Below are 17316 nucleotides of genomic sequence, written 5' to 3'. Positions count from 1 at the left end.
TGTTACTGCCAAAAATAAGAATATTTTAGTGAGCAATCAAAAGGTGTGCTAATTTGTCTATTTAGCTAAATGATTTTATAGAAACTAAACAAACGATCTTCTTTGTCCTCTGCTGAATTATTATTAAATTTGGGAGATTATTTTATAAAAGAATTAAAAAAAGATATAACAATGGAATTTAAGTTAACAGAAGAGCAAATAGCTGTTAGAGATGCAGCACGTGATTTTGCTCAAAACGTTTGTAAACCAGGAGTAATTGAGAGAGATACCAATCAAACAGTTCCTTTAGAACAATTAAAACAATTAGGAGAACTAGGTTTTATGGGAATGATGGTTGATCCAAAGTATGGTGGAAGTGGTATGGATACTATTTCTTATGCCTTAGCAATGGAAGAAATCTCAAAAATTGATGCTTCTGTTTCTGTTGCAATGTCTGTTAACAATTCTTTAGTATGTTGGGGATTAGAAACTTTTGGTAGTGAGGAACAAAAACAAAAATACTTAGTTCCTTTAGCTAAAGGTGAAAAAGTAGGTGCATTCTGTTTATCTGAGCCTGAAGCTGGTTCTGATGCGACTTCTCAGAGAACTACAGCAGAAGACAAAGGGGATTATTACCTATTAAATGGAACTAAAAACTGGATTACTAACGGTAGTACAGCATCAACCTATTTAGTTATTGCACAAACTGATCCTGAAAAAGGGCATAGAGGTATTAACGCTTTTATCGTCGAAAAAGATATGGAAGGATTTGTAGTAGGAGCTAAAGAAGATAAGTTAGGAATTAGAGGTTCCGATACACATACATTAATGTTTAACGATGTAAAAGTTCCTAAAGAGAATAGAATAGGAGAGGATGGATTTGGGTTTAAATTTGCTATGAAAACTTTAGCTGGTGGACGTATTGGAATTGCTTCACAAGCATTAGGTATAGCAGCAGGAGCTTACGAATTAGCATTGGCTTATTCAAAAGAAAGAGAAGCATTTGGAAAAACAATTTCTAATCATCAAGCAATTCAGTTTAAACTGTCAAAAATGGCTTTAGAGATAGAAGCAGCTAGATTATTAGTACATAAATCAGCTTGGCACAAAGATCAAGGGATGGATTACAATACATCTGGAGCTATGGCAAAATTATATGCTTCTCAAGTAGCTATGGATACTACAGTAGAGGCTGTTCAAGTTCATGGAGGTTATGGTTTCGTAAAAGAATACCATGTTGAGCGTTTAATGAGAGATGCTAAAATCACTCAGATTTATGAAGGAACTTCAGAAATTCAAAACATTGTTATCGCAAGATCAATTTTGAAATAATAGTTAGAGACATATAAATAAAAAAGCTGTAATTAATTTTAATTACAGCTTTTTTTATGATTTGATTTAAGGGCTATTCTTCTCTGGTAAAACTATTTAATAATTCCTCATTTTTATTGTCATACGGAGTTACAGCTAATAGATGTTCAATTGCAGCGATTCTAGCTTTTGTCTTCTTATTCGCTTTGATAATTTTCCATGGAGCATACTTGGTATTAGTTTTTTTCTGCATGGCTTTTTTATATTTGGTATACACATCCCAAAGTTCCTGAGCATTTTCATCAACAGGTGTCATTTTCCATTTTTTTAGTGGATTCTTCTTGATGTCTTCAAAACGTTTAGCCTGTTCTTCCTTTGAGATTGAAAAATAGAGTTTGATTAAAATTGTTCCTGATTCGGTAATCATTTTTTCAAAATGATTCACTTGATTCATAAAAGTATCGTATTCTTCAGGAGTACAAAAACCATTCACAGGTTCAACAATTGCTCTATTATACCAACTACGGTCAAAGAAAACAATTTCGCCTTCTTTGGGTAATTGGTTGACATAACGTTGAAAATACCATTGCCCTTTTTCAACTTCATCTGGTTTTGGAAGTGCGACGATTTTAAAGTGACGAGGGTTGATATGTTCCGTTATTCTTCGGATAGCTCCACCTTTACCAGCTGCATCTCTTCCTTCAAAAACAACAATCATTTTTTTATTGTTGTTAATCACCCAATTGTGTAATTGAATTAATTCGACTTGTAGTTCATCCAAATACTTTTCGTAATTAACATAACGAATCGTTTTCTTTAAATCAATTTTGGGGTATGAAATTAAACGTTTTAAACCAGCTTTGGAATTTAATACTTTGATGTCTTCTTCGGTTAAATTTATTGTTTCTAGTTCCATAATTGATTTAGTTATCGATTTGTTTTACATGTCTATGGTATCTATTGATGATATTTGGGTCAGGAAATAGGGTAGTAGAAGCATCTTTTTTTCCATCGTATTCAAATTGAGAAAGCACATATCTAATACTTTCCAATCTAGCTTCTTTTTTGTCATTGGTTTTTACAATAATCCAAGGACTGTATGAAGTATGTGTTTTACTAAACATTTGTTCCTTATAAAAAGTATAATCATCCCATAATTCTTGCCCTCGCTTGTCAACAGGACTAAACTTCCATATTTTTAAAGGGTTATTGAGACGACTTTCAAAACGTTTAATCTGTTCATTTTTAGAGATTGAAAACCAAAACTTGATAAGAATAACACCATCTTCATATAGCATATGTTCAAACTCAGGTACTTGGACCATGTATTTATCATACTGTTCTTTTGTACAAAATCCCATAACAGGCTCAACAACAGCTCTGTTATACCAACTTCTATCAAAGAAAACAATTTCTCCAGGGTTAGGCAATTCTTTTATGTAACGTCTAAAGTACCATTGACCCTTTTCAACTTCGGTAGGTTTTGCTAAGGCAACAACACGCATCGAACGTGGATTTAAGTGTTCTGTAAAACGTCTAATCGAACCTCCCTTTCCAGCTGCATCACGTCCTTCAAAAATTACAGCAACTCTTAATTTATTTTTGGAAACCCATTGTTGCAAATTAACCAATTCAACTTGGAGTTTTTTAAGTTCTTCTTCGTAATTTAATTTCTTTAAAACTTTAGAAATTTTTATCTCTTTTTTATTCGCAATCTCTATAAAATCTTCTTTTGATTTCATGGAAAGGAAATCTTCGGCACTAAACATATAAAAGGGTTTTATAAATAATGCCTTGCACTTTCTCAGGTGCAAGGCATTATAAATATAAGTTATAAATTAATTATTCAATAATTTTAATTAAAGAAATTGATGGTAGACTTTGTTGTACTCAAATGAACAGGCTGAGGGAATTCAGCGTGTAGAATTAAAGTGTTTTCATGTCTATGCTCCAATTCACTTAATTTTTTTCTATTTAATAAAATCACTGTCGAGTGACCATGGTGGTCTGTCTTATCGACTATTGTTTCCTCGTTAAAATCACATTGCCAATGGGTTTCTCCAACTTCTTCTTCATAAACAATAGTCATGGTTGGTACCTGAAAATAATGGTGTTCCCCAATTCCTTCCATATCAAAAACTAGCCTCAATAACCCACTCTCTAATGTGATTGATTCACTTTCGATACCTAGGTCTTTTAAACTAACTTTTCCTTTAACTGGCTCATTAAATTTAATTTTAATCTCTCCTTGATTAATCTCAACGGTTTGCGTCATACTTTTACTTTTTTGTGTTATTTAATTTCTACACCTCTAAGATAGCTATTCAAGCAAACTGTTTAAGTGAGATTTGTCAGCCTTAAAACTGATTTATTATAAGATCAAAGTGACTTTGTTCTTCCCCCATCAATAGGCAAGTTAACTCCATTAATATAACTTGCTGCTGGGGACGCTAGAAACGCAACGCCATTGGCTATCTCTTCAGCTTCTGCAAACCTTAACATGGGAACTTGACTGGTCATCGTTTGACTAACTTCATCAATTGATTGACCCGATTTTGAAGCTTTGTTTTCAATAATTGTTTTTAAACGAATGGTATTGGTTGCTCCTGGTAATACATTATTGACAGTGATGTTGTATTGACCTAGTTCATTAGCTAGAGTTTTTGACCAGTTAGCAACAGCTCCTCTTATTGTGTTAGACACCCCCAAACCGTTCAAAGGTTGTTTTACAGAAGTTGAAATGATGTTAATAATGCGCCCGTAACCATTTTCTTTCATCAAAGGAACTAAGTGCTTAGCAAGAATTTGATTGTTAATGAGGTGCATGTTAAAAGCATGAATAAATTCATCTGTATTGGCGTCAATTGCTAATCCGCCAGCAGGGCCACCAGTGTTATTGACAAGTATGTTAGCATAAGGGTGTTTTTTGATATACGCGCTAATTTTAGCCGAAACGTTTGCTGGATTAGAGAAATCAACAGCAATATAATCGTGTTTTTGATTTTCAGAAGTTGGTAGGCTATTCTTTATTGTTATTAAGGCTGTTTCATTACGAGCAATAAGCACAATGTTTGCACCTTGTTGGGCTAATTGAATAGCTGTTGCTTTACCTATTCCTTGGGTGCTTCCACAAACAAAAGCTGTTTTATTTTTTAGTTCTAAATTCATATAGATTAGTGTTTTGATGTAGTACTATAGATTTTATTAAAAATTTAGTTATTAATGCGTGATCATATACTTTCGTGAAAGTACTTAAAATTTTATAATCAATAGAATGAAAAAATGAAAAGAATATTAAAATTAATTGCACTATCCCTAATAGTAACGACGAGCTACAAAATGTATGCTCAAATTTCGTATACCGAAAATTTTGAAAATGGAATGGGAATTTGGTCAGGCTCGTATTTTACTTCGAGCATAATGCCCTGTGAAGGCATAATGTCTGTAAGAGATAATATTTATAATCCATCAGGTGGTCATTTGACTTCAGGCCTTATTGGGACTTCTAATGGTGGTACAATTGCTTTAGATTTTAAATATAAGGTGATTGATTATTATGGAAATTTACCTACACATTCAACGTTTGGAGTTACTGAGGTTCAATACGCAGCTAGTGCTTCTGGACCTTGGCAAACAATTTACACCATAAATGCTTCTAACCATAATGTGTCTTCTTCATGTAATACCATCAATGCGAATTTTACTCCTAGTCCAGGTGATTTATATATGCGTTTTGTTACAACTTATAATACTGGAGACTATTATTTTTATATTGATGATATTAACTTAATCCAAGGGGCAGTTTCTTCTTGTCCACAGCCATTAAATGTTTCAGCTTCAAATATTACTTCAAATGGAGTAGATATATTATGGACAAGTGGAGGGGCAGCTAATTGGAATGTAGAATACGGTCCAGTAGGATTTATGCCTGGCTCAGGAACTAAGGCTTTCAATGTGCCCAATCCATTTAGTTTAACAATGTTAAACCCAAATACAAATTATGATATTTATGTTCAGGACTCTTGCGGGGTAGGAGATGTTAGTGCCTCGACAGTAATTAGTGTAACAACTCAACCAAGTATGCACCCTTTTCCTTTATTAGAAGATTTTGAAGATAGTGTTCTGTTTTTTGAAAGCGATGAAAATTCAAATACTGATTGGATATTAACCGATACATTAGCCCATTCAGGAAATCACAGTGTACAGAATATTTACCATTCAAACGAGAATAATATTTTGCACGAAACAGGTATTTTAGACTTATCAATGGCTGGAGCTCCTGTATTAGAATTTTGGCATATTGCTAATACAGAACAATTCGATCAATGTCGTGTACAAATCTCAATTGATGGTGGTGTAACTTATAATAATTTACTTTCTTCAGAATATAGAAGTGCTGGAGCTTATTTTGGTTATTTTGCAAATCTCTCATATACTCAATGGAGTACAGATGGGGGGAGCCCTGATAATAGTTGGTGGAAAAAAGAAGTTTTTGATTTGAGAAATTATAGCGTTTCAAATGTTCGTATCCGTTTTGTCGTAGATGCAGATGGATATTCACAGCATAATGGTAACGGTTGGTATATTGATGATATAAAGATATATGAACCGAGTTGTCCGACTCCGTTTGACTTTGTGAACACTTATTCTAGTATGGATAGTGTTATTATAAGCTGGACAGCTGGGAATCAAGAAACAATGTGGAATATTGAGTATGGAGAAATAGGTTTTGTTCAAGGAACAGGAACCGTTGTTTCCTCAAATGATATTCAGGATACAATTGTAAACTTAAATTTAGGAGCTGTGTATGAATTTTATGTCCAAGCTGATTGTGGTAGTGGAGATGTTAGTGACTGGATGGGACCTCATATTGTCGCTACAGAGGCATTGAATGATTTAACATGTGACGCTATTTTTGTCAGTCCTAATACAGATTTTTCAACTAGAATATTTTCCAATATTGGGACTTCATTGCAAGCGGGTGAAAGTAATTTACCAGGTGAACAATACAATACAGTGTGGTTTAAAACTGTTATTCCAGCTTCAGGCCATCTGTTGATTGAGACTTGTAATTCTGATTTTAATTCAATAGTTGGAGTTTTTGCAAATGATACTTTAATATGTGACAGTATGGAAACTTTTCATAGAATTGGATATGCAGGTGCTTATTCACCATCAACCTATAGTGTTTGCGGTGCCTCAGGTAATGGTGCGGTCGTAATTTGTGGGGCAACTCCTGGTGATACAGTAATGTTTTATGTTGGGGGGACGAGTTATTCTGAAAGTGGAATCATCCACCTTGTAGTTTCAGACTATTCGTTTGACGGGTATGCTGGAGAAGGTCCAGATGAACCATTGTCAGTATGTGCAGGTGATACCATTAACTTACGAGAGCAACTTTCTAATCAGCAATCAAATAATGGTTATTGGGAGTATCCATCTAATCCATTTGTTATTGTAAATGATACCACTGCAAATACAGGGGCACTATCATTGATTGGAGATGAAATTTATTATGTTGTCGCCAATTTATGTGATGCTGATACTGCAACTGTAGTTATTAACGCTGTAACAGCAGCCAATTCAGGTGAAGCATTGTCAAACTTTGTAGCTTGTAGTAATGGAGATGTCTTTTTGTTTAATGGGCTAACTGGAACCATTGATGCTGGAGGAACATGGGAAGATGATACGAATACAGGTTTGCTAAGTAGCGATAGTAAGTTTATAGCAGATGGTTTACCAGATGGACCATATCAGTTTACTTATACTGTTGATAACAGTGTTTGTCCTCCATCCTCTACCCAAGTAACCGTAAATTTAGTGGATTGCACAACTATTTCGGAAAATGGACCTACCATATTTAATGTATACCCTAATCCAAATAAAGGAACTTTTATCATTACAAATAATGAAAAAGAAAACTCAGTTGTAATGGAAGTTATCGACATTCAAGGTAAGGTGCTCTATACTGACACTTTTATGATGGAAGCTGGAGGCCAACAACAAGTTTCTTTAGAAAACATAGATTTAGGAATCTATTTAATACGATTAATGACAGATAATCAAATGTTTAATGTAAATGTGATTATTGAATAGAATAGCTGGATAAAACATCATATTTAGCTTATAAAAAAAGGCCTGTAGAAAGCTCTACAGGCCTTTTTTTGTCTAATAATAAGATTAAGTGATCACTATGTTAATCTAATGTTAATTTATTTTTGTACTTTTATTTTCGATTTATTAACTAATAACGATTAAAAAATGAAAAGATTTTACAAATTTTTTGCATTGTCTCTACTGACACTAGGAGGTTACAATGCAAATGCTCAGATTTCATATTCTGAGGATTTTGAAAGTAGTATGGGCGTCTGGTCTGGGTCCTACTCAACCACTACAACAGACCCTTGCGAGGCGAGCACTTCGGTAAGGGATAATATTTACACCAGTTCAGGAGGTAACTTAACATCGAGTTCGATAGGAACATCAAATGGAGGGCTAATAACTTTAGATTTTATGTATAAAGTTATAGACTGGTCTGGTGGAGGAGCTACTCCTGTTACGTTTGGAACTACTGAGGTTCAGTATTCTGCAAGTGCTTCAGGTCCTTGGACAACAGCATACACAATAGATGCTTCTAATCATTCGCCGTCTACTTCTTGTGCTTCGGTTAATGTTACCTTTACTCCATTACCTGGAGACATGTACATGAGGTTTTATACTAATTATGGTACAGGAGATTACTATTTCTATATCGATGATATTGTAATGTCACAGGGACCTGCTCCGTCATGTCCACAACCAACAGCTTTAACAGCTTCAAATATCACGTCAAGTGGTGCAGATATTGGTTGGACAACTGGTGGTTCAACTAACTGGAACATTGAATATGGTCCAGCTGGATTTACACCTGGGTCAGGAACAACGGTTATGAATATTACCAATCCATATAGTTTATCTATGTTAACATCTAATACTGGTTATGATGTTTATGTACAAGATTCATGTGGAGCTGGTGATGTAAGTAACTGGTCTGTGTTAAGTTTAACTACTTTACCAAACATGCATCCATTCCCATTAATGGAAGATTTTGAGGATAGTGTTTTATTCTTTGAAAATGATGCAAGTTCAAATACTGATTGGGTACTAACTAATGCATTAGCGCATTCAGGAAACCAAAGTGCTTATAATGATTATGGTTCAAATGCTGATAATATTTTACATGAAACAGGTATTTTAGATTTATCGGGTACAGGAGCTCCTGTATTAGAGTTTTGGCATATTGCTGAATTGGAAGGTTGTTGTGATGAAGCTTTTGTTGAAATCTCTACTGATGGAGGAGCTACTTATTCTGTATTGCCGTCGTCTACTTACAGAGGAATCGGAGGTTACTCAGGTTATTTTAATGAGGATTCATACAGTGAATGGGATAATACTGATGATGTTGATAATTCGCATTGGAAAAAAGAGCAATTTAGCTTAGCTGGTTATACAGTATCTGACGTTCGATTTAGATTTAGATTAGAATCTGATGGTTCTGTTCAAGATGAGGGATGGTATATTGATGATGTACATATTTATGAACCTACATGTCCAAACCCATATGATATGGCAGAAGTTTATGCTAACATGGATACAGTTGTTTTTAACTGGAATGCTGGATATCAAGAAACAATGTGGAATATAGAGTATGGAGAACTAGGATTTGCTCAAGGATCAGGTACAATGATTGCTGTAGGTGATACTATTGATACTATTGCTAACTTAAACTTAGGAGCAATTTATGAGTTCTATTTACAAGCTGATTGTGGTGGTGGAGATGAAGGTGATTGGATAGGTCCTTATGTTTATGCTACACCAATTTTAAATGATTCGACATGCGACGCTATTCTAGTTACTCCAAATACTGATTTTTCTGCTAGAGTATTTTCTAATATTGGAGCAACCTTACAAACTGACGAAAGTGGTTTACCTGGAACTCAATACAATACAGCTTGGTTTAAGACTGTGATACCAGCTTCAGGTCATTTAGTGATTGGAACTTGTGGTTCGGATTTTACTTCAGTTGTAGGAGCCTATGCTTATGATACTTTAATATGTGATAGTATGGAGACTTTTGGTCAAGTTGCTTATGCAAGCGCTTATACTTCATCTTCATATAGTGTTTGTGGATCGTATGGTAACGGAAGTGTTGAAATTTGTGGAGCAACTCCTGGAGATACCATCTTATTTTATGTAGGTGGGTCTTCTTCTACTCAAAGTGGAATTATCAACTTAATCGTTTCAGATTATTCAATGGAAGGATATGCAGGTGAGGGGCCTCAAGAGCCTTTAGCTGCTTGTGCTGGAGATACAATTGATTTATGGAGTCAGCTTTCAAATCAATTAACAAATGCAGGAGATTGGGAATATCCTTCAAATTCGGCAGTTATTGTTGATGATACAACAGCAAATACTGGAGCATTTAGTTTAGTTGGAAACGAAGTTTATTATATTGTTACAAATACATGTGATGCCGATACTGCAACTGTGGTTATTAACGCTGCTACACAAACAAATACAGGAACTGCAGTTTCTAATTTCCAAGCTTGTAGTAATGGAGATGTATATTTATTTGAAGGGTTAACAGGTGCTATTGATGCAGGTGGAAATTGGACTGATAATACCAACACTGGTTTATTAAATGGTAATAAATTTGTAGCGAATGGATTACCTGATGGACCTTACCAGTTTACTTATACTGTGGATAATGGTGTTTGTCCTGCTGCTTCTACACAAGTAACGGTTAACTTAGTTGATTGTACGAATATTTCGGAAGAAGAAGCTACAACATTTGGTGTATATCCTAATCCTAATAACGGAACATTCTTTATTACAAATGGTAAAAATGACAGTAATATAGCATTGGAAGTTATAGATGTACAAGGAAAAGTTATTTATAGTAACACTTATGTTATGGCTTCAGGATCTCAACAAGAAGTTTCTTTAGGAAATGTTGAGGCTGGAGTTTATTTAATAAGAGTAATTACTAATAATCAAGTATTTAATACAAATGTGATTGTTAAGTAAAACTATTTGATAATAAACTAAATTATTAAGTGAAAAAGGCTTGTAGAATTTTCTACAAGCCTTTTTTTTTATTTTGTACAAAAGCCTATAGTTATCAACATGTTAATCTGTTGTTAATATAATTTTGTACTTTTATTTTTGATTTATTAACTAATATATATACAAAATGAAGAAAATTACAGTTTTATTCTCTTTAGCTCTGGGGTTATTCTCCATGTCTAAAGCGGATGCTCAGGCTGGAGCTTATGCTTTTGCTGCTTCATCTGGCTCTTTTACACCCATAACGGGAGGGACAGATGTTAACTCAATTGAAGCAGATGATGCTGTTTCACCAAGTATTCCAATCGGATTTACATTTAATTTTGATGGAGTTGATTATACAGATGTAGTAGCATGCTCTAACGGATTTATATCTTTTGCGTCGGGAGCATCAAGTTCTACAACAAATGATTTAGATAATACGAGTGCTGTACGTCGTCCATTATTAGCTCCACTTTGGGATGATTTAGATGGTAGTGCTACTGGTGGTTCTACTGCAGCTTACGTTGTAACTGGAACAGCTCCCAATCGAGTTTTTACATTCGAGTTCTTAAACTGGGAGTGGAGATTTGGATCTTCTGATCCTGTTGTGTCATTTCAAGTTAAATTATATGAGACAACTAATGTTGTAGAATATGTTTACAGAAGTGAGACAGGAACACCGAATACGCCAAGTGCATCTATTGGGATTTCTGGAGTTTCTACGTTCTTGTCACTAGATGGAACAGGAGCTACTCCAAATGCTAGTAATACTACTGAAACGACTTCATTAAGTACTGTTCCTGCTGACGGTCAAGTGTATTCATTTACACCTCCTTCTTGTCCTGCACCAACAGCTTTAGCTGCATCTAATGTATCTTCAACTGGAGCTGATATTGGTTGGACAACAGGTGGAGCTGCTAACTGGAATTTAGAGTATGGTCCAGCTGGATTTACTCCTGGTTCTGGTACTTTGATGACAAATGTTACGAACCCACTTTCTTTGTCTATGCTAACTGCTAATACAGATTATGATGTATATGTACAAGATTCATGTGGTGCTGGAGATGTAAGTGCTTGGAGTTCGGTTTCTTTTACAACTCCATGTGGTACTTATACTCCTGTTTATACAGAAAGCTTTTCTTCTTTTGTTCCTACTTGTTGGGAAGAAGCAGGTGATGGAACACCTTCGGCTGGACCATCTTCTTTAGGAACAGGAAAATGGACATCTGATGGATTCTTAAATAGTGGAACTACAGGTGCTGCTAGAATAGAGATGTGGTTAACTGGAGATAAAGAGTGGTTAATTAGTCCAGAGTTTGATTTGTCTGGGATGACTGCTTGGGAGTTGAGTTTTGATGTTGGTGTAACTACTTACTCAGGATCGAATTCTGCAACGCTAGATAGTGATGATGAAATTATCTTATTAATTAGTGAAGATAACGGAACGACTTGGGATACATTAGAGATTTTTAACGCTACTAATAGCCCATCTAATACTGGAGAAACAAGATTATACAATTTATCATCTTATACTTCAAGTGCCAAATTTGCTTTTTGGGCAAATGAAGGAGCTACTTATGGAGGTGTTGATTTAAACTTTTATTTAGATAACTTTGATATCCATCAATTACCTGCATGTCCTGCTCCAACTGCATTAGCAGCATCAAATGTGTCTTCAACAGGAGCTGATATTTCATGGACTACTGGAGGAGCAGCAAATTGGAATTTAGAATATGGACCTGCTGGATTTACTCCTGGAACAGGAACTATGGTTGTTAATACTGCTAAACCATATAATATAACTGGTTTAACAGCTGGAACTAGCTATGATGTTTACGTTCAAGATTCATGTGGAGTAGGAGCTGTAAGTAATTGGACTTCATTGTCTTTCACTACAGCTTATGGACCTCATCCATTCCCACTAATGGAAGATTTTGAAGATAATACATTGTTTTTTGAAAATGAATCAAGTAGTGATGTAGCTTGGGCTCTTTCAACAACTTTAGCACATGGAGGAACTCAAAGTATGCATAATGCTTATTCAGCAAGTGATGAAAATATATTACATGAAACAGGTATTTTAGATTTATCTGTTGCAACTACACCTGTTATTGAGTTTTGGCATATTGCTAAGACTGAAGGTACTTATGATGAGTGTTATGTTCAAATCTCTACAGATGGAGGTGCTACATACACAAATTTACCATCTTCAGCATATACAGGATCAGGGGCTTATTCAACATATTTCCACGAAGATTCATATGCTGATTGGGGAACTGGAACAGAGACACCTGATAACTCATGGTGGAAAAAAGAATCATTTGATTTAAGTGCTTATAATGTAGCAAATGTTCGTTTTAGATTTGTTTTAGAGTCTGATGGAAGTGGTCAAAGAGATGGTTGGTATATCGATGATATTCATATTTTTGAGCCAGCATGTGCTGATCCTTCTAACTTAACAGTTACAGGTTTAACTGATACTGTTGCTGTATTAGGTTGGACAACTGGAGGTGCAACTAACTGGAATGTTGAGTTTGGGCCTGCTGGATTTACTCCTGGAACAGGGTATTTAATTACCAATGCATTCAACCCATTAACGATAGATACATTATCTCCAAATACAGCTTATGAGTTCTACGTTCAAGATTCTTGTGCTGTTGGTAATGTTAGTAACTGGGTAGGACCTTTTGGTTTCCAAACTAACATTGAGACTTGTAATAGTTTACAACCAGTAACCTTACCATTTGTTGAAGATTTTGAGACAATTAATGATTCAATAGTAGGAACTGGAAATGTATATTGTGGAACAGATAAAGCTTGGGCATTCTATACTGATGATAATGCATTTGGTAGATTAACTATTGGTACATTTGCTCCTGAGAATAATGGAGGAAATGGAGCAGCTTTCTTAGATGTACATACAAGCGGAAGTGTAGTTGCTAATGAACTAGTTTTAACTTTAGATATGTCAAACTATACATTGACAGATAATGTTTTCCTTTCATTCGACTTTGCTGATTGGGGAGATGAAAATCATTCTGGAGATAGAGTTTGGGTAAGAGGAAGTGATACCGATTCATGGATTGAGGTTTATGATTGGTCAGGAAGAGTTACTAATAACTGGCTTAGCGTAGATCAAGGTGTATTTGTTGCTGAAGTCCTTGGTGATAACTCACAAATGTTCTCAACTACTTTCCAAGTTAAATTTGGTCAAGAAGATAACTATCCATATAATTCAGATGGATTAGGTATTGATAATATTAAATTAGAAATTATTTCATGCCCTAGACCTACTGATTTAGCAGAGGTATATCAGTCACAAGATTCAGTAGTTATTAACTGGAATGCTGGTGCAATTGAAACATCATGGGATATTGAGTATGGAGAAATAGGCTTTACTCAAGGTTCTGGAACTATGGTTGTTGCTGCTGATACTATCGATACAATTGCTGGATTAAACTTAGGAGCTGTATATGAGTTCTACGTTCGTGCAAATTGTGGAGGTGGAGATGAAAGTGATTGGGTAGGACCATTATTTGTTGCTACTCCAGTATTAAACGATACAACATGTGATGCTATCTTTGTAGCTCCTAATACAGATTTCTCTGCAAGAGTATTCTCTAATATTGGTGCAACATTACAGGCTAATGAAAGTGCATTACCTGGTAGTCAATATAATACTGTATGGTTTAAAACAGTTATACCTACTTCTGGACACTTATTAATCGCTACTTGTGGTTCTGACTTTAACTCAGTGGTTGGTGCTTATGCTCACGATACAATCATTTGTGATAGTATGGAAACATTTGGGCAAATTGCATACAATTCATCGAATTTTAGCGTTTGTGGTCAGTCATCAAGAGGTTCAGTTGAGATTTGTGGTGCTACTGCAGGTGATACTGTTATGTTCTATGTAGGTGGATCTTCTTCTACTCAAAGTGGTTTGATTAACTTAATTGTTTCAGATTATTCATTAGATGGATACGCTGGAGAAGGACCAGCTACGCCTCTTTCTGTTTGTGCTGGAGATACAGTTGATTTATGGAGTAACTTAACAGGTCAATTGACAAACCTAGGAGATTGGGAATATCCAAGTAACTCTTCTGCGATTGTAGATGATACTACTGTTAATACTGGAGCATTTAGCTTAACTGGAAACGAAGTTTATTACATTGTTTCTAATACATGTGATGCTGATACTGCTACTGTAGCTATTAATGCAGCAACTCAAACGAACACTGGTTCTGCAATCTCTAACTTCCAAGCTTGTAGTAATGGAGATGTATTCTTATTTGATGGATTAACTGGTACAGTTGATGCTGGAGGTGTTTGGAATGATAATACAGGTACAGGGCTATTAAATGGGAATAGATTTATTGCTGATGGATTACCTAATGGACCATACCAATTTACATATGTTGTAGATAATGGTATCTGTCCAGTAGCTTCTACTCAAATAACAGTTAACTTAGTTGATTGTACAAATATCACAGAAGGAGAAGCTACAACATTTGGAGTTTATCCTAACCCTAATGATGGTACTTTCTTTATTACTAATGGTAAAAATGAAAGTAACATTGTAATGGAAGTTATAGATGTACAAGGAAAAGTTATTTATAGTAACACTTATGTGATGGCTGCTGGAGCTCAACAAGAAGTTTCTTTAGGAAATGTTGAATCAGGAGTTTATTTAGTAAGAGTTGTTACTAATAACCAAGTCTTTAACAGCAATGTAATTGTTAAATAAGCTAACAAAGCTTTTATAAAGCTAAAAAGCCCTAGAGTTTAACTCTAGGGCTTTTTTTATGCCCTCAAACAACATGAATTCGAACTATTTGTTTCAAGATTTTGAAGTTGTATAAAGGTATTGAAGAGTTTAATCGTTAATGTAGGAACATTAGATAAGATTAGAAGCGCATCACTTTCAGTTTCTTACAATGCCAAAACAATTGTTTTTTATTAAACCAGTTCACTTTTAATTGATACAGTCACATAGAGAAGAAAAGTTAAAAATATTCAAAGTTTATATAATTAACATATAAAGTCCGAATAGAACCTGCCTTAGAATATTGATCTTTCTTGTTTTAGGATTCCAATTTGTTAATAAAAACCTGACTTAAAATAGGCATCTGTGCTGAATTTCAATCGTTTAGGAGAAGACTCCTTAAATTTGTCCTTAGATTATTTAGACAAGTACATTGGTCTCAATTAAATAATTAAATAGTTATGTATTACCCCAGTTTAAGCTTACCAGATGGCTTGAATAGCCTCGTAAAATTTTCCGTTTTTTTGAAAGGTATTTTTATCACATTTTTAATTGTTTTACTCTCTCTGTCTGCTGCAATTGCACAAGGAACAAGTTGTTCAACAACTTTGTTGAATGAGCCATTCGATACTTCTGTAATCGTTGGAGTTAATGGAGCTGTTTTATATGGGACCGGAGGGAGTAACCATAATGCAAGTATGATCATGAGCGGTGCCTATTTTGGATGGTTTAATATTCAAAGTGGTATTACCAATGTTGATATCTATGACAGACAAGTTACAGGTGTCTCGGTTGGTTGCGAAGTGAGTGCCAGTATGTGGATTAGGGAATCTTATGGAGGAACAAATGTAACTTTGAGCCTGGAAGACAATTATGGAACTGTCCTAGACGATATTACTTTAACGCTAAATGGCGTTTATCAGCAAATAACCTTGACAGGAATAGCCACATCGCCAACTATTCATTATGTGATTCATTTCAACAGCGTTGGAGGAAACGGAATGGATATTGCCACAGAAGATTTAGTGATTACTCAAACATGTATGGGGGAGGCTGATATAGTGGCTCAAACTCCGCAGTGTCTTCTTGGGAATAGTTTTTTGTTTGATGGTACTAACTCGACTGCAGATGCAGGAATCGCGACTTATTTGTGGGATTTTGGAGATGGAAATAATGGGGCTGGGGCTAATCCCACTCACAATTATGCAGCTAGTGGAAGCTACAATGTCACTTTAAGAGTTACCGATATTAATGGATGTCAAGATGAGTCTTCAATTCTTGTGGATGTAAAAGAAACTCCGGTGGTAGATTTTACTGTTTTGAATCCTTTAGGATGTGCTCCAATTAATACAGAATTCAGTAATAATTCATCAGGCATTGACTCAGGCGCGATTTGTACTTGGGATTTTGGAGATGGAAACACCTATAGTGGATGCGGGGCGGCAAATCACGTTTATCAGGACGATGGTTGTTATGACGTGACATTGTCTATCAACAGTAATGGTTGTAGCTCATCATTAACTCATGTAGATCTAGTTTGTGCTGAAGATCAACCAATCGCAAGCTTTACCTACAATCCAAGTACGTTATTTATTGAAGATCCATCAGTTACTTTTTTAAATCAGTCGCAAAATGCTACAAATTACAGTTGGTCTTTTGGAGATGGTGGGGCGTCGATAAGTGAAAATCCTAGTCATGTTTATTCAACAATGAAGTCTGGACATTATACAACAGTTTTATATGCCTACAATGATATAGGTTGTGTTGACTCTGCTTTTCAAGTAGTGAAAGTTCAGGGTTATCAAGCATATTATATTCCTAATTCATTCACACCAGACGGAGATCAGTACAATCAGTATTTTCAACCGGTATTTACAAGTGGATATGATCCTGACAGCTTTCATATGGCAATATTCAATCGCTGGGGTGAGCTCATGTTTGAGTCTTACAATGTTGCCGTTGGATGGGATGGAACTTGCAAGTCAGGTAGTTTTGTAGAAAATGGAGTTTACATCTGGAAAATTGAAATTAAAGATGCTTTTACAAATGAAAAGTGTGAACTTTACGGTCACGTCAATGTATTGAAGTAATCTATTTCTAATCCGATTAATCATTTCTATTATGGCATTTTGAGGCTTTCTTTTAAGAACAAGAAGAGAATAGTGTTCTATTGA

9 protein-coding genes are annotated in these 17316 nt (G+C 35.1%); 5 read left to right on the top strand and 4 right to left on the bottom strand.

Annotated elements, in window-relative coordinates; translation table 11 throughout:
• The first annotated feature begins 171 nt into the window (after positions 1 to 171).
• The gene (locus tag N4A35_03760; GenBank protein MCT4580510.1) at positions 172 to 1311 is read left to right on the top strand and encodes an acyl-CoA dehydrogenase; all 1140 of its coding nucleotides are present in this window, start codon (positions 172 to 174) and stop codon (positions 1309 to 1311) included.
• Positions 1312 to 1384: 73 nt separating this feature from the next.
• Here N4A35_03760 and ppk2 (N4A35_03755) read toward each other — a convergent pair whose 3' ends face one another.
• The 4 genes from ppk2 (N4A35_03755) to N4A35_03740 form a co-directional block, all read right to left on the bottom strand.
• The gene (gene ppk2, locus N4A35_03755; GenBank protein MCT4580509.1) at positions 1385 to 2206 is read right to left on the bottom strand and encodes a polyphosphate kinase 2; all 822 of its coding nucleotides are present in this window, start codon (positions 2204 to 2206) and stop codon (positions 1385 to 1387) included.
• A 7-nt stretch (positions 2207 to 2213) separates the two neighbouring features.
• Complete coding sequence (gene ppk2 / locus N4A35_03750; protein ID MCT4580508.1) at positions 2214 to 3059, bottom strand: polyphosphate kinase 2; 846 nt, start codon at positions 3057 to 3059, stop codon at positions 2214 to 2216.
• A gap of 86 nt (positions 3060 to 3145) precedes the next feature.
• Positions 3146 to 3565: a hypothetical protein gene (locus N4A35_03745; protein MCT4580507.1), complete on the bottom strand. Its 420-nt coding sequence runs from the start codon at positions 3563 to 3565 to the stop codon at positions 3146 to 3148.
• Positions 3566 to 3669: 104 nt separating this feature from the next.
• Positions 3670 to 4458, bottom strand: coding sequence for an SDR family oxidoreductase (locus N4A35_03740; protein MCT4580506.1), 789 nt, complete (start codon positions 4456 to 4458; stop codon positions 3670 to 3672).
• A gap of 114 nt (positions 4459 to 4572) precedes the next feature.
• On the opposite strand from N4A35_03740, the gene N4A35_03735 reads away from it, so the two are divergent.
• From N4A35_03735 to N4A35_03720, 4 genes are all read left to right on the top strand, one after another.
• Complete coding sequence (locus N4A35_03735) at positions 4573 to 7386, top strand: T9SS type A sorting domain-containing protein (GenBank protein MCT4580505.1); 2814 nt, start codon at positions 4573 to 4575, stop codon at positions 7384 to 7386.
• Positions 7387 to 7551: 165 nt separating this feature from the next.
• Positions 7552 to 10356: a T9SS type A sorting domain-containing protein gene (locus N4A35_03730; protein MCT4580504.1), complete on the top strand. Its 2805-nt coding sequence runs from the start codon at positions 7552 to 7554 to the stop codon at positions 10354 to 10356.
• Between the two features lie 166 nt (positions 10357 to 10522).
• A complete protein-coding gene (locus N4A35_03725) occupies positions 10523 to 15124 on the top strand; it encodes a T9SS type A sorting domain-containing protein (protein ID MCT4580503.1) in 4602 nt (1533 codons plus the stop codon).
• A 542-nt stretch (positions 15125 to 15666) separates the two neighbouring features.
• Positions 15667 to 17232 (top strand): PKD domain-containing protein, encoded by a 1566-nt coding sequence (locus N4A35_03720; GenBank protein ID MCT4580502.1) that lies wholly within the window; start codon positions 15667 to 15669, stop codon positions 17230 to 17232.
• The last annotated feature ends 84 nt before the right edge of the window (positions 17233 to 17316 follow it).

The organism is Flavobacteriales bacterium (assembly GCA_025210295.1).
Taxonomy (GTDB): domain Bacteria; phylum Bacteroidota; class Bacteroidia; order Flavobacteriales_D; family Parvicellaceae; genus S010-51.
Note: the sequence above shows the minus strand (reverse complement) of the source record. Positions and strands in the feature narration are given on the sequence as shown.

What these genes read in the sequence shown, in the direction of transcription:
- N4A35_03760 (MCT4580510.1), top strand. Translation starts at nt 172, where the DNA reads ATGGAATTTAAGTTAACAGAAGAGCAAATAGCTGTTAGAGATGCAGCA.
- ppk2 (MCT4580509.1), bottom strand. Translation starts at nt 2,206, where the DNA reads ATGGAACTAGAAACAATAAATTTAACCGAAGAAGACATCAAAGTATTA.
- ppk2 (MCT4580508.1), bottom strand. Translation starts at nt 3,059, where the DNA reads ATGTTTAGTGCCGAAGATTTCCTTTCCATGAAATCAAAAGAAGATTTT.
- N4A35_03745 (MCT4580507.1), bottom strand. Translation starts at nt 3,565, where the DNA reads ATGACGCAAACCGTTGAGATTAATCAAGGAGAGATTAAAATTAAATTT.
- N4A35_03740 (MCT4580506.1), bottom strand. Translation starts at nt 4,458, where the DNA reads ATGAATTTAGAACTAAAAAATAAAACAGCTTTTGTTTGTGGAAGCACC.
- N4A35_03735 (MCT4580505.1), top strand. Translation starts at nt 4,573, where the DNA reads ATGAAAAGAATATTAAAATTAATTGCACTATCCCTAATAGTAACGACG.
- N4A35_03730 (MCT4580504.1), top strand. Translation starts at nt 7,552, where the DNA reads ATGAAAAGATTTTACAAATTTTTTGCATTGTCTCTACTGACACTAGGA.
- N4A35_03725 (MCT4580503.1), top strand. Translation starts at nt 10,523, where the DNA reads ATGAAGAAAATTACAGTTTTATTCTCTTTAGCTCTGGGGTTATTCTCC.